10 protein-coding genes are annotated in these 14846 nt (G+C 48.4%); 8 read left to right on the top strand and 2 right to left on the bottom strand.

All coding sequences use genetic code 11. The annotated features are described in order from the left end of the window. The first annotated feature begins 171 nt into the window (after positions 1-171). The 5 genes from helD to tkt all read left to right on the top strand — a co-directional run bounded on the left by helD (position 172) and on the right by tkt (position 8536). Positions 172-2469, top strand: coding sequence for an RNA polymerase recycling motor HelD (helD, locus tag ACRYI5_RS05175; RefSeq protein WP_448224506.1), 2298 nt, complete (start codon positions 172-174; stop codon positions 2467-2469). Positions 2470-2609: 140 nt separating this feature from the next. Further along, positions 2610-3536 carry a type I pantothenate kinase gene (coaA, locus tag ACRYI5_RS05170; RefSeq protein ID WP_407878568.1) on the top strand — a complete coding sequence of 309 codons (927 nt, stop codon included), beginning with the start codon at positions 2610-2612 and terminating at the stop codon, positions 3534-3536. Positions 3537-3913: 377 nt separating this feature from the next. Continuing rightward, positions 3914-5119, top strand: coding sequence for an MFS transporter (locus ACRYI5_RS05165; RefSeq protein WP_448224505.1), 1206 nt, complete (start codon positions 3914-3916; stop codon positions 5117-5119). Between the two features lie 334 nt (positions 5120-5453). Beyond that, entirely contained in the window at positions 5454-6059 is a 606-nt protein-coding gene (apf, locus tag ACRYI5_RS05160) for an aggregation-promoting factor (protein WP_448224504.1), read from the top strand. A 437-nt stretch (positions 6060-6496) separates the two neighbouring features. Then, on the top strand, positions 6497-8536 hold the full coding sequence (gene tkt / locus ACRYI5_RS05155) for a transketolase (protein ID WP_448224503.1): 2040 nt from the start codon (positions 6497-6499) through the stop codon (positions 8534-8536). Positions 8537-8637: 101 nt separating this feature from the next. On the opposite strand, the gene ACRYI5_RS05150 is transcribed toward tkt, so the two are convergent. Continuing rightward, on the bottom strand, positions 8638-9375 hold the full coding sequence (locus ACRYI5_RS05150) for a DUF4811 domain-containing protein (protein WP_407878572.1): 738 nt from the start codon (positions 9373-9375) through the stop codon (positions 8638-8640). Then, on the bottom strand, positions 9375-10889 hold the full coding sequence (locus ACRYI5_RS05145; RefSeq protein WP_448224502.1) for an MDR family MFS transporter: 1515 nt from the start codon (positions 10887-10889) through the stop codon (positions 9375-9377). Before ACRYI5_RS05145 ends, ACRYI5_RS05150 begins: the two co-directional genes overlap by 1 nt. Positions 10890-11076: 187 nt before the next feature. Between ACRYI5_RS05145 and ACRYI5_RS05140 the strand changes: the two genes are divergently transcribed. The 3 genes from ACRYI5_RS05140 to ACRYI5_RS05130 all read left to right on the top strand — a co-directional run bounded on the left by ACRYI5_RS05140 (position 11077) and on the right by ACRYI5_RS05130 (position 14803). Continuing rightward, entirely contained in the window at positions 11077-11526 is a 450-nt protein-coding gene (locus ACRYI5_RS05140; RefSeq protein ID WP_407878575.1) for a MerR family transcriptional regulator, read from the top strand. A gap of 444 nt (positions 11527-11970) precedes the next feature. Beyond that, entirely contained in the window at positions 11971-13860 is a 1890-nt protein-coding gene (locus tag ACRYI5_RS05135) for a glycoside hydrolase family 2 TIM barrel-domain containing protein (RefSeq protein WP_448224501.1), read from the top strand. Next, positions 13841-14803, top strand: coding sequence for a beta-galactosidase small subunit (locus ACRYI5_RS05130; RefSeq protein ID WP_448224500.1), 963 nt, complete (start codon positions 13841-13843; stop codon positions 14801-14803). The genes ACRYI5_RS05135 and ACRYI5_RS05130 overlap by 20 nt, the downstream gene beginning before the upstream one ends. Positions 14804-14846 lie beyond the last annotated feature (43 nt).

The raw sequence follows: 14846 nt of genomic DNA, 5'->3' as shown, positions 1-14846 counted from the left end.
TGTTAAAATTTATGACTTCCAAATGGTTTTGCGACATGAAGCACTGTTGTTTTACTCTCAGACTTAAATGGGCTATAATATTTTGTGCGATTTTTTACAATTATAGTTAATAAAACCATGGCGATCATGGGATAAAAAACAAAATGACGACGAAAAAACGGGGGCAAACAAATGGCAGACTCAATTCAGCAGCAAGAACAAACACATTTAGATGCTGTCGTCGAGAAGGTCAAAACGGCAGAGCAGGTTGCAAGTGAAGACATTGCAACGGCAGCACGTGACACCAAGGATATTGAACGGGCCTTTGGTGAAGTCCATCTGAACACGGGGAGCTATGAAGGGATGACCGATACGGCCATGTCATTGCGGGCTCAGCAACAAATGCTGGATGAACGGCAAAATAGCTGGCAACACGCGACGGAACGGTTAGACGTGTTGCAAAAGCTCGAAAAGACACCATATTTTGCCCGGATCGACTTCCAGGAAGACTTGGATCATGCGCCAGAAACAATCTACATCGGGTTAGGCTCGTTTGCGGACTCACCGGATCACTTTTTGATTTATGACTGGCGGGCGCCAATTTCTTCAATTTACTATGATGGTGGATTAGGGGACATCACCTACCAAACGCCGGATGGTCCCCAAACGGTGGATGTGCAGCTCAAACGGCAGTTTCAAATTAAAGACGGCGTGATCGTTACGCTGTTTGACACGGATGAAGTTGTTGGTGATCAAATGTTGATGGAGGCGTTGGGCAATTCGTCCGACACCAAGATGAAGAGCATCGTAACGACCATTCAAAAGGAGCAAAACCAGATCATTCGGGACACGGCCTCTGATTTACTGTTTGTTCAGGGGGCCGCTGGTTCCGGGAAAACGGCAGCTGTCTTACAACGGGTTGCGTGGTTACTGTACCGGTACCGGGGCAATTTAACGTCCGGTCAGGTTGTCCTGTTTTCGCCGAACCAGTTGTTCAATGATTACATTAACCAGGTGCTGCCAGAACTTGGCGAGCAAAACATGGTTCAAATGACGTATCTACAGTACACAAATCGGCGGCTTCCAAAGATTCAGGTCGAAACGTTGCAACAGCGGTTTGACGCCACGACAAATGATCAGTTTAAGGCGGTCAATGCCCTGAAAGGGAGTCTGGCGTACTTTGATGTGGTCACGAAATACGCGAACCACCTTGAACAAGCCGATATGCGCTTCCGAGACATTAAGTTCCGTGACCAAGTCTTCATTAGTAAGGAACAAATTGCGGAAATTTACTATTCATTTAATGAAAACTATCATTTAGGAAACCGGTTATCTGCTACGCGTGAAGAGTTGATTCGCTTGTTGAACCGGCGAATTAGCACGGAGATGCGGGATAAGTGGGTGGAAGACGCCGTTCAAAATTTAACGCGTGAAGAAATGGATACCATGTTTGGTGACCAGCCGCGGGAGTTTGATAGTCAGGAAAAGGAATACCGTTTCCTTGCCCGGCAAATTGTGATGAAGGCGTTTAAACCGGTCCAACTGGCCATTACGCGTAGCCGGTACCTAAACATCAACGCGCAGTACGCCCACTTCATGCGGAACGTGCCAAATTACTTAAGCCTGGCTGACGCTCATGTGACACCAGAACAGTGGCAGGCGAGCGTTGATGCAACGTTGAGTGGTTACCGTAACCATCAGTTGTCACTTGCAGATACGTCGGCGTACCTCTATTTGTATGACATGATGACCGGGAAAAAGGGTGAAAAGGAGATTCGCTTTGTCTTTATTGATGAAGTTCAGGACTACTCCGCGTTCCAACTTGCCTTTTTGAAGTTTAGTTTCCCACGGGCAAAGTTCACGCTGCTTGGCGACTTGAACCAGGCCATCTTTACCCAGGAGAACAGCCGGACATTATTAAGTGAGCTGTCCACGATGTTTGATCCAGAGAAAACAAACGTCGTTCAACTGACCAAGTCGTACCGGTCAACGCAAGAAATTACGGACTTTACCAAGGACCTTCTGGTGGACGGTGAGCAAATTACCGCGTTTAATCGTGACGGTGACCGGCCAACGGCGTTGGTTACGGAAGATGACAACGCGTTGTACGCGCGGTTAGAACAGCAATTAGCAATCAATGAGCAACAGGGCGAAACAACCGCGATCATCGGCAAGACGTTTGCGGAGTGTGAAGCGGTGGCTGACCGGCTAAAGGCCGACGGTGTTCACGCGACCCTGATCCGGACGGAAAACCAACGGCTTGTGCCGGGCACGCTGATCATTCCAGCATACTTAGCTAAGGGGTTGGAATTTGACGCGATCATCGTTTGGAACGCGTCGGCAGCGGTGTACCATGATGAAAGTGAACGGCAGTTGCTGTACACAATTTGTTCACGGGCGATGCACCAGTTAACGATCTTAGCAAGCGGGCAATTAACGCCGCTGATGGATCGTGTTGATCCAGCACTTTATGTCATGGAACATGAATAGATTTTAATCTGAAAACGTCCAGACCACCCGTGATCATCACGTGGTGGTCCGGGCGTTTTTTACTGTTGTGAATACGACCACAATTCACGACGGTATGCTATACTTTAGAGGATTTTTGAAGAAAACGTGGTGAGAACATAATGGAAGAAAAATTGGGTAACTACGATGGGTTTGAACGGAATCGGTGGCGTGATCTATCCGACACAACAACGGTTGGGCTTGAACCCGCTGATTTAAAACGAATTCAATCACTGAACGACCGAATTTCGTTAGCGGACGTGGAGGAAATCTACATGCCGCTAGTTCACTACATTTTAATGAAATACCATGAGTTCCAACAGGCCAACGAAAATCGGAGTCACTTTCTTCAGATTCCAAGTTCGAAGCCGCCGTTTATCATGGGGATCGCTGGGTCTGTCGCGGTGGGGAAATCCACAACAGCCCGGCTCTTAGCCCTCATGTTGAATCATTTGTATCCGGAACTAAAGGTTCAGCAAATCACGACGGATGGGTTCCTGTATCCAAATGACGTTTTGGCTGAAAAGGGGCTTACTGAAGACAAAGGCTTTCCTGAAAGCTATGACATGCAAAAACTGATCCGGTTTTTAAACGATGTTAAACGGGCACAACCGCGGGTCAAGGCGCCAAAGTATTCTCATCAGGTGTATGACGTCATCCCGGGTGAATATGATGTGGTGGACCAACCAGACATCCTGATCGTTGAAGGGATCAACGTACTCCAGCTACCCTCAACGGCGGAAATTTTCGTGAGTGATTTCTTTGATTTCTCGCTGTATGTTGACGCTGCGCCACAGCTCATTGAGCACTGGTACTTGGAACGCTTTAACCTGTTGTTAAATTCAGCGTTTAATGATGAAACAAACTATTACCACGAATTGGCAACGGAGCCACGTGAAGAGGCCTTCTTGTACGCCCGCCAGGTGTGGGATAGTGTGAACTTGAGAAACCTAAACGAATACATCTTACCAACAAGAAGCCGTGCAAACGTGATCTTGCATAAAACGAACCACCATGTGATTGATAAGGTGTACTTGAGACAATATTAAGAGCGTGAACGGGTCCGATTAGGCTCAGTCATTTAACCCCAAAGCACCCCTTATGGATGAACTTTATCCATGAGGGGTGCTTTGGGGTTAAATGAAGGGGGCCTGGGCCCGTTCACGTGTTTAGGACAGGTCAGAAAATGTAACCAGCGTGACGTGCCTTTTATCAATGAAGGGATTGAGGGGATTTTGTGTTACAGAAAGAGGGCCTGGGCCCGTTCACGCGTTTGTGGTAGCCTCGAAAATGTGACTAGCATAACGGGAAGCACTTTTTTTCCTTAATTACAGGTTTACAAACCGGAACATCCCGCGAATTGGTTACGTTTAGCGATTAGATTTGGTATGATTGATGGATATTTTAGGAAAAGGGGGCGGTTAGGATGACAGCACAAACACGGGTGATGACGAAGCGACGGTTCAGTTGGCCGTTATTTCTAAGTCCGTTTATTTCACGGCTGGGGGATGCATTGTACATCTTCGGGTTAAACTGGTTCATTGTGAAAGCGACCGGAACGGCGTCAATGCTGGGGGTTGTTCAAGGGATTGGGGGCCTGGTCTTGGTTCTCGCTGATTTACTGGCGGGTCCGTTAGTCGACAGTACCAACCGGAAGATGGTCATGCTGTGGTCGGACATCATCAGTTTTGTGGCGTGTCTGCTGATGGCGCTAATTGTGGATGTTAATCACCCCATCTTTTATCAATTGGTGTTACTGACCGCCATCTTGGACATTGGCTTAGGCTTTAACTTTCCGGCGGCTAAGGCGATGGTGCCGGAAATGATTGAGGAACCAGCCCTACAACGGTTTAACGCCATTTCGAACACGTCATTGAACCTAGCAGATATTGCTGCGCCGTTGTTAGGGGGCGCATTACTGGCCGTTTCGTGGATCGACTTTCGTGAATTTTTATTGATCAACGCAGGTTCGTTTTTGCTATCATTACTACTATTATTTGGGATTCGTTATCAGTACACACCGACGACCACAACGCGACTGTCGATCTGGACCAGCCTACAAAGCGGGTTTAAGTACGTGATGGCTAAGCCAGTTTTGGTCAAAATGGTCGTGATCGATAGTGTCATCAACATCTTTTTTGCCGCTTTTAACCTCCTGCTACCATATGATGTCAAACATTATTTTGGTGGTGATGAGCATCTATACAGCTACTTAATGGCCGTAATGGCGATTGGGGGGATGATTGGTGGCCTTAGTTTGGTTCGTGCTAAACGGGCTCGGACACTCCCACGGATCGAACGGGACATTTACATTCTGAGCGCTGTTATGCTCGTTGCTGGGGTGTGGCGGCCCTACCCAGTTTTGTTAACGGTCACCGCAATCTATGGATTTTTGATTTCACGGATCGGGGTGGGGCTGTTTACCCTCGTTCAAAATGAAACAGATGTGGCGTTTTTAGGACGTGTTTTTGGGATTTGGTTCATTTCCGTCGACTTTATGCACCCGGTTGGGAACTTTATTTTCGGATTTATCATTGATTGGCTAAAAGATGGGACATTTCTTTTAATGGGGATTCTATTGCTAGTCAGCCTTTTATTGGTTGATCGTTTGTTTAGAAAATGGACAAATTAGTTATTGATTTAAAAGCTTAGCAACCGCGCAGATTGGCGGTTGCTAAGCTTTTTAAATTGTTACCAATTGAATTGAAAACGCCCTGAAAACGGGAGTGGATCACCAGTTTCAGTCGCTAGGCCAGCGCAGCCAAATATTACAGAATGTTGCAAAAAAATGCTTATGTAACAAAAATCCAAAAAAATGTAATGCTGACGGTATTTTTCTGTTATTTACACGCTGTATAGTGAACATCGTTGAGTTACAAAGAAACACATTCACCTGAATTATTAGGTGAGCAAATAGCCCTGTGAACGATATCGTTCACTAAAAAATTAGGAGTGTAATTTACTTTATGAAGATCAAAAAAGCCGTTTTATCTACCATTAGTGCTGGTGCATTATTATCAGTTGGGACTACAATTGCAAATGCCGATACAACTGTTACCGTTAAGAGCGGCGACACAGTGTCACAATTGGCTGCTGACCACAACACGACGATCGATGCTGTTGTCAACGCAAACCACTTGCAAAACGGTGGTAGCTTAATCTTTGTTGACCAATCATTAGTAATGCCAGATGCAAACGGTTCAGCTACAACGACAACACCTGCAGCTGCAACGCAAACTGCTCCTGTCGCTGCTGCAACAACGACTACGACAACTACTACTCAGGCCGCAACATCAACGCCTGCAGCTGCAACGACAGACACAACTACAGCACCTGCTGCAGCTTCATCATCTGATTCAGCTGCCCAAGCTTACATCGCTGCCCGTGAATCAGGTGGTTCATACACGGCCCAAAATGGTCAATACTACGGTAAGTACCAATTGAGCATGGACAAGTTGGGTGGCGACCTTTCAGCCGCTCACCAAGAAGCAGTGGCTACACAGTACGCTACTTCACGTTACGGTTCATGGTCAGCAGCTCAAAGCTTCTGGCAATCTAACGGTTGGTGGTAGACAACCTGGCTTCGGCCACACATTAATTTGATTAATCCAAACACCGTCACAATTCGTTGTGACGGTGTTTTTTTGCGTAAATGGACCAATTTGTGCGGGAGATAAATAGATTTGAGTGAGATAATGATTGAAATGATGCCTATACCAATGTTGAATTTAACGCTTTTTAATTGCCGATTAAACAATTTTTAAGGATAAAATAATGAGAAAGTGCAACCGGCTGTCATTGACTATACCAATTGAAATGAATCGCTGTCAAATCAGCGTTTTAACAAATCATTACTCAAACCAATCTTCATTGCTTTCTCATCTAATCACCACGTTTATTACCAAATTGTTGTTGCCGAAAGCATGAACAATCGCTATTGTTGCTGACATAGACCAAAGTTAAAAACCGACGAAACAATTCGTTGTGAGCAAAAAGGACGATGAAGAAAATGTTTGATCAAATTGATGAATTAGCCGTAAACGGCGTTCGAATGTTAAGCCTCGATGCTATTAATGCAGCAAAGTCAGGGCACCCGGGATTGCCCTTAGGGGTGGCGCCACTTGCGTATGTTTTGTGGTCACGCCACATGACGGTTAATCCGCGAGATTCACACTGGTTTAATCGCGATCGGTTTGTCCTGTCCGCGGGTCATGGGTCAGCCATGCTTTACAGCTTACTTCACCTTAGTGGCTACCAGTTAACGGTTGAAGACCTACAGCATTTCCGCCAGTTAGGAAGCCGGACGCCGGGTCATCCAGAGTATGGGTGGACTGATGGCGTTGAGGCAACAACGGGTCCATTAGGCCAGGGCCTCGGAATGGCCGTTGGGATGGCCATGGCAGAACGACATGTTGCCGCGCGGTATAACCGACCAGGGTTTAAGGTGGTTGACCACCGGACCTACGTTGTCGTTGGTGATGGGGATCTGATGGAAGGAATCTCCCACGAAGCCGCTAGTTTGGCCGGTCAGCTTCAGCTCAATAAGTTGATTGTTTTGTATGATTCAAACGATGTGTCGTTGGATGGGCCGCTAAGCAACGCGTGTCAGGATAACGTTCAGAAACGGTTTGAAAGCTATGGCTGGGCCTATCAACGGGTTGAAGATGGCACAGACCTTGAGGCCATTGACGCGGCCATTGACCAGGCCAAGGAAGAGGAACAACGGCCAACGTTAATTGAAGTCAAAACGGTCATTGGGGCCGGATCACCGCAAGCAGGTACCAATAAAGTGCACGGCGCCCCCCTTAGCGAGGAAGCGCTGGCAGCAACCAAGGCAGCTTATCAGTGGTCATACGAACCATTTAAAGTACCAGGGACTGTGTATGAACGGTTTGCCAAGACGATCGGTCAACGTGGCAGTGATGCAGAACGGGCCTGGAATAAGCTCATGGTTACCTACGAAGAACAATGCCCGGCGTTGGCAAGCGCGTTTGCTGATGATGTCCGTCAGCTTGATCACGTTGATTTGAGTGATTTAGTGACCAACTACCATGATGGGGATCAAGAGGCGACTCGCCTGACCAGTGAAAAAATCCTCCAGGCGGCGAGTGAGCGGAACTCAAGTTTATGGGGTGGCGCCGCCGACTTGTTCTCATCAAATAAAACGGCGGTTGCTGCTAGCGGACGGTTTGACGCAGCGCATAGTGACCAGCGAAACGTTTGGTTTGGTGTTCGTGAATTTGCCGAAGGATGTGCTCTTAACGGGATCGCGTTGCATGGGGGTTCACGAATCTTCGGAAGTACATTCTTTGTCTTCTCAGACTACATGCGCGGTGCCATTCGCTTGGCTGCGTTGCAAAAGCTGCCCGTCACGTACGTGTTGACCCATGATTCCATTGCGGTCGGCGAGGATGGCCCAACGCATGAACCGGTTGAACAATTGGCAGGATTACGGGCACTGCCCGGATTAAACGTCATTCGTCCGGCCGACGCAAACGAAACCATCGCGGCATGGCAACAGGCCCTGAGTAGTCGGCACCAGCCCACTGCGTTGATTCTGACACGGCAGGCGGTTCCTGTATTAGCTGGGGCCCGGGCCCATCCAGAAGGGGTTAGTCGTGGTGGGTACGTCATTTCACCACAACAAGGTGTGCAACCAAGTGGGCTATTGCTTGCGAGCGGGTCTGAGGTTCAGCTGGCGCTTGCAGCTCAAAAGACGTTGCGGCAACGGGGCCATGACGTGGCGGTAATTTCCATGCCATGTATGGAACTGTTTAACGCCCAACCAGCAGCGTACAGAGAACGCGTCTTACCATCCGCAGTTCGTCAGCGGGTAGCCATCGAAATGGGAACGCCAACCGATTGGGCGCAGTATGTCGGCCTTGATGGTCAAGTGATCGGGATGACTGGCTTTGGGGCGAGTGGTAACGGGGCTGCGGTCGTGAAGCATTTCCACTTTACCGCAGAGACTGTCGTTGCCACTTATGAAACGCTGACGGCGAACCAGTTACGTCCAGTTCGGTCCGTTAGTATCCGTCAGGGGCGTTAGCCGCCGTTACGAATTGAATGAAACCGGTCTGTGAAGACCAAAAAAACGTCACTCTGGGGGAGGGTGACGTTTTTTGATTACTCATTGGTGAAACTGACGGGTTACTTTAATTGCGCAACGGCCTGTTTGATCAAATTGTTTTGGAAGTCCGCAGCGTATTGCTTGCTTAAAGCAGCTTGTTTGGCCTGGTCCGTTGCAATGCTAGGATCCTTTGCAATGGCGGCTTGCATTTGCGCCTTAACGTAGGCAGCGCCTTGTTCCTTCATTTGTGCCTTAGCAGCAGGTGTTTGCATTTTGGCCATTTCAGCCTTCAGTTGCTTAACCTGTGCTGTTGACAAGTGGAGCCATGATTGTGGGAGGTAGAAGGTGTTTACCCGTTTAACGAGCTTACCGTCGTTTCCTGAGATCCCGAACCATAACTTAGCACGGTCATCCTTGTAGCGCCACTTTGTTACCGTGGTCTTCATGGTTGCCGTTGTGCTGGTGGTTGTTTTCACCTTATTGGTCGTGTATTCGTTGACCTGGGTGTGGCCAGGCTTCTTTTGGCCCTTTTTGGTTGAGTAAATCTGGGTATCTTCCTTACCCTTGGTTCCGATCTTTTGGTACAGAACCATGTTCATCTTACCGCTTGGATCAGCAGAGTAGATGGTCTTTGTCGTCGACGTTGTGACCTTGTGCATCCCGTAATGATCACGGTCATTTTGGGTAATCATGGTTAAAGAGAAGACCAGGATGATCATGGCAATAAACGTGCCAATTAAACGCCATGTCATTGGTTTGATGTACACGAAGCAGACGAATAGTGCGATGGCACCAATAACTAAGGTTGCTAAAATCATTATGCTTCACCTCCGTTATTTTCAGCGACATCAGATTTTAATTCTTTAGTTGAGTTGTTATCAACTGAGATTGATGCACGGTTAGCTCCCTTCAAGAAGAAGGCGAGCACAAACCCGATCAAACAAAAGGCAATGGCAACCCAGAACGTTGCGTGATAACCACTTAACGTTGCATTGATGGCCTTAACTTTATATTCCAAAGGTGTTTCTTTGAGGATATGGTGCGCAGGCATGGCACCCTTGGTGACGTTTGTTAAAACGGAAACCAAGATGGCAGAGCCAATGGACGTTGCCACTTGCCGGGTGGTGTTGTTAACGGCAGTCCCGTGAGAAATCAAGTCAAAGGACAACGCGTTCATTCCGGCAGTCGTAACAGGCATCATGACCATTGAAATCCCAAACATCCGAACCGCGTACAAGAACGTGATGTAGATGGTTGGTGTGGACTTTGTGATCATGGCAAACGGAATGGTTCCAGCTGTTAATAAGAACATGCCGGCGATGGCTAACCGACGGGCACCCAACCGGTCAAATGTTTGACCCGTAATGGGACTCATAAGTGCCATCATCATGGCACCTGCCAGTAAGGTCAATCCTGAATGGAAGGCGCTCATCCCACGAACGATTTGCAGATAAAGTGGCAGAACCAGTTCAACACCAGTCATGGCCATCATAATAACGGAACTTAGAATGGCAGCAATGGTGAATTCTTTAGATTTGAACACACGCAGTTGAAGGAATGGCTTTTCCATCGTTAATTGACGCCAAACGAACAGGCCAATGATGATGACCCCGATGACGAGCATGCTGATAACCTTGACAGATGTCCAGCCATCGTTCCCAACGGATGAGAACCCATAAAGTAAGGACCCAAATCCAAGGGTGGACAAGCCGACAGATAACCAATCAAGTTTTGGCTTTGATGTTTCAATAACGGATTTCATGAAGAAAAACGCAAGAATAATAACTAAGGCAACAATGGGGATGATCATTCCGAACAGATCACGCCATGTGTAGTTATCAATGACCCACCCAGATAAGGTTGGTCCAATTGCGGGGGCAACCCCGATAACGATTCCGGCAAGACCCATGGCAGCACCACGTGAGCTGGCTGGGAAGATCGTTAGCATTAACGTTTGCAACAATGGCATGGCGATCCCAACCCCAACGGCTTGGATTAACCGACCACTAAGTAACGTTCCGTAGTTTGGGGCGATAAAGGCAATAATCGTTCCGATTTCAAAAATCGTCATGGCTGAAATGTATAGCCACTTAGAATTGAAACGGCTGGATAAGTAAGCCGAAATTGGGATCATGATCCCGTTGACCATTAAGAATCCGGTGGTCAACCATTGAACCGTTGATGTTGAAATATCGAAGGCTTTCATTAATGTAGGGAAAGCGGTCGTCAAAATCGTTTGGTTCAACACGGTACAAAATGTACCGATCAGCAACACGATAACCATCAGTGTCCGGTTATAGGGTTTGCCGTTTGTGTCGACAACTTCTGACATAAAAGTGCTCCTTCTTTCGTTTGTGAAATTTGCTTGTGTAAAAAAGTACGGTGACTAATATAATTCTTTCGGTAATCCATGTCAAGCAAGTTGACAAACTTATTTCAAAATATATAATAGTTCAAGTAAACGTGACAAGAACACCTAAAAATGTGATAACGGTTTCATTAATTAATCGAGGTTATTTATGGATAGAATGCTTGGTCCGGCAGAGACGCCGGAATGGTTACGCGAAATTTTACGGAGTGACGGCGTGTTGCTTGGAATCAGTGATTTAGCCCGCGCATCGGGGGTCTCTGTAACCCAGCTTCGCTACTGGACGGACAAAGGGTATGTCGACAGTGTTAGTCAAGATGAGGGGAACCGGAAGTTTACCTATGATACAGTCTTCAAGGTTCGCGCCATTAAGGCCTACATGGATGAGGGCTTTACGCTGGCGGCAGCCGCTAAACGGATGCAAAAGCACCGGGCGGTCATTAAAATCTTGAAGAGCGTCGTGATGGATCGAATCGAGGATGTCCGTGATGAAAATGGACATGCAGTTGTTGATTTTGGTCAGTTTGATCCAGATCCAACAAAACATTTATTGGCACGGATCGAAGATGATGGCACCCACTTTGAGTTAAGTGACGCATAAGCGTGATCCACTTTGCTTGTGACAATGATGTCGTCGTGCTAAGCTTAACGCGTAGCGGGGAGCATGGTTTGTGACCCAAAAATTCCCAAGAGATGGCCGATCTTCACGGCTGGGCCATTGCTTCATGTTGTGAGTGTTTTTTTGACAACTTTTGAAGAAAAGTTCGACAATTTGCGCAGTATGCGCTCGAGGATCATCCTTCCGGGATGGTTAATGATCGTATTTAAAACAATGTGTTTCATGAAAATCAACCCAAAGTTTTCATGGTGTCAATAAACTTCCCCGCCACCGGCGCCTCAGTTTAGGGAATCTGAGGTGTCTTTTTTTGTGCAGTCGTAGCGGCGCGTGTGTCACAGAGTGCGGGGACGGTGTGTTCTGTTTCAGCAGGAAATGCGGTACACTTAATGCATTAATGTAAGCGCTTTAATTAGAGGGAGGTTCAAAATGGAAGCAGACATTACCTGGCTTGATGACCCGGAAACGTTTCGGGTTAATCAAATGCCGGCCCACAGTGATCACAGGTGGTACCGTGATGAAACCGAAAGTACGCACCAACAAAGTAGTTTTGAACAATCATTGGATGGGCAGTGGCAGTTTGCGTTTGCCAGTCAGCCAAGCGAACGGTTAACAAACTTTTATGAGCCAAGTTATCCACTAACGGCCTTCAAACCGTTAGCGGTGCCGGGCCACATTGAACTGGCAGATTATGCGTCAATTCAGTACATTAACACCCTTTATCCATGGGAGGGGAAACACTTCCGGCGGCCAGGGTATGCGTTGGGACCAGAAGCACGTGAAGAGGGTGCGTTTAGCCAAGCAGATGATAATTCCGTTGGGATGTATCGCAAGGACTTCATCCTCGCACCCGGATTAGTGGGCCAGCAGGTTGCGATTCAGTTTGATGGGGTGGAGGAAGCCCTGTACGTTTGGTTAAACGGCACGTTTGTGGGGTACGCGGAGGACAGCTTTTCACAGTCTGAATTTGATTTAACGCCCCTGTTAGTGGCTGGTGAAAACCATCTTGCGGTTGCTGTGTTTAAGCGGAGTACCGCGGCATACCTTGAGGATCAGGACATGTTCCGTTTTTCCGGGATCTTCCGGAGCGTACGGCTCGTTGCACGCCCACACGTTCACGTGGAGGATCTCAGCATTGTGCCAACGGTGGCGGATGACTTTAAGAGCGGTGCATTAGCGGTCACGTTAGCGTTAACGGGAACTGACTTACCGACGACAACGGTGACCGTGACCGCATCGACAGCCGATGGCACCAGTGTTTACGAGCACACGGAGCCGGCGACACCAACCATGCAATTAAGTACGGCGTTGCCGCAAGTCCACCTGTGGTCCCATCATGATCCGTATTGCTACCAGCTGAGGGTGACCGTGCGCGATGAAACAGACGCCATCATTGAAACGATTCCGTATCCGTTTGGCTTTCGGCGGGTCGAAATCGTGGACAACGTGTTGCGCTTAAACGGCCACCGGTTGCTGATCAACGGTGTTAATCGTCACGAGTGGAACGCGACTACAGGGCGAGCAATCACGGTTGCAGATATGCAGGCTGACTTAGCGACGTTTAAAGCGAACCACATCAATGCGGTGCGGACGTGTCATTATCCAGACCAGCACGTGTGGTACGCATTGTGTGATGCAGCCGGAATTTACGTCATGGCGGAGACAAACTTAGAAAGTCACGGAACGTGGCAGAAAATGGGGGCCGTTGAGCCATCCGTCAATGTGCCAGGGTCCCTTCCACAGTGGCGGGCCGCAGTGCTTGATCGTGCGAAGAGCAATTATGAAACATTTAAAAATCACCCGTCCGTTTTATTCTGGTCCCTTGGCAATGAAGCGTACGCCGGTGATGACATTGAGGCGATGAACACCTACTTTAAAACGGTGGATAGTCATCGCTTGACCCACTATGAGGGGGTCGTGCGTAACCGGGCCTATGAGGCAACGATTTCTGATTTTGAAAGCCGGATGTACGCGACACCTGATGAGATTCGAACGTATTTAAAAACGACACCGAAAAAGCCGTTTATTAGTTGTGAATACATGCATGACATGGGGAACTCACTGGGCGGTTTGGGTGAATACATGGGCCTGGCGGATGAATTTGAAACGTATTCCGGCGGATTTATCTGGGACTTTGTTGACCAAGCCCTGTGGCGAAAAGACCCAGTGACCGGTCGTGATCAGCTCCGGTACGGGGGCGATTTTGATGATCGGCATGCAGATAATGAATTTTCAGGTGATGGGTTAATGTTTGCAGACCGGACGCCAAAGCCAGCAATGCAGGAGGTGCGCTATTACTATGGCAAATACGACAACTAAGCTCCGGGTGGTTTATGGTGACGGAACGTTGGGCGTTATCGGCACAGACGTTCAGTACATCTTTAGTTATGAACGTGGTGGCCTAGAATCATTAGTGACTAACGGGCAGGAGTGGCTTTACCAAGTCCCCCGACCGGCTTTATGGCGGGCAACCACGGATAACGATCGTGGCAACCAGTTTTCAACGAAAGCCGCGATGTGGTTGGGCGCTGACTTGTTCAGTCGGTGTCAACAGATGAACGTTGCTGTGGATGGTGTCGATCTTGGGACACCGATTGCACCGCAGAATAACCGGTACAGTGATCATGAATGGGCCGACCAGGTTGCTGTGACCTGTACATTTAGGACGGCAACCGTTCCGGCCACAACAATAACGGTGACGTACGTGGTAACGGCTAGTGACGGGCTGACGGTAACGGCGCACTACACGGGCCACCAGAATTTGCCGGAGCTACCAGCATTTGGTTTGCGCTTTGTGATGCCAACGGCGGCCGAAAGTTTCACGTACCGTGGCCTCTCAGGTGAAACGTATCCGGATCGCATGGCTGGCGGTCAGGGTGGTGAACACCGCGTTGTTGGGTTACCGGTGACTCCTTACCTAGTGCCTCAGGAAATGGGGATGCATATGAAAACAACCAAGGTAACGGTGACCCGGACGGATCAGCTAAACAATGCGGGTTCCCTGACTAAACCAGGACGATTGGCCGTTGAGCAAGTGACAGCGCCGTTTGCATTCAGTTGTTTGCCATATACACCGGCCGAATTAGAAAATGCGACCCACATTGAAGAATTACCGGTTGCCCGGCGCACTGTGTTGACTGTCTTTGGAGCTGTTCGTGGTGTTGGTGGCATCGATAGTTGGGGCGCAGACGTTCAGCCAGATTACCGAATCTCTAGTCGGGTTGATCATGAGGTTAGCATTCGGATTCACCCAGGGCGCTAGTCGCTTCCCCATCAATGTGCGATAATGGGGCGCAGAGAGGGGG

Source organism: Furfurilactobacillus sp. WILCCON 0119 (genome assembly GCF_053471565.1).
This window is presented reverse-complemented; position numbering and strand designations above follow the sequence as displayed.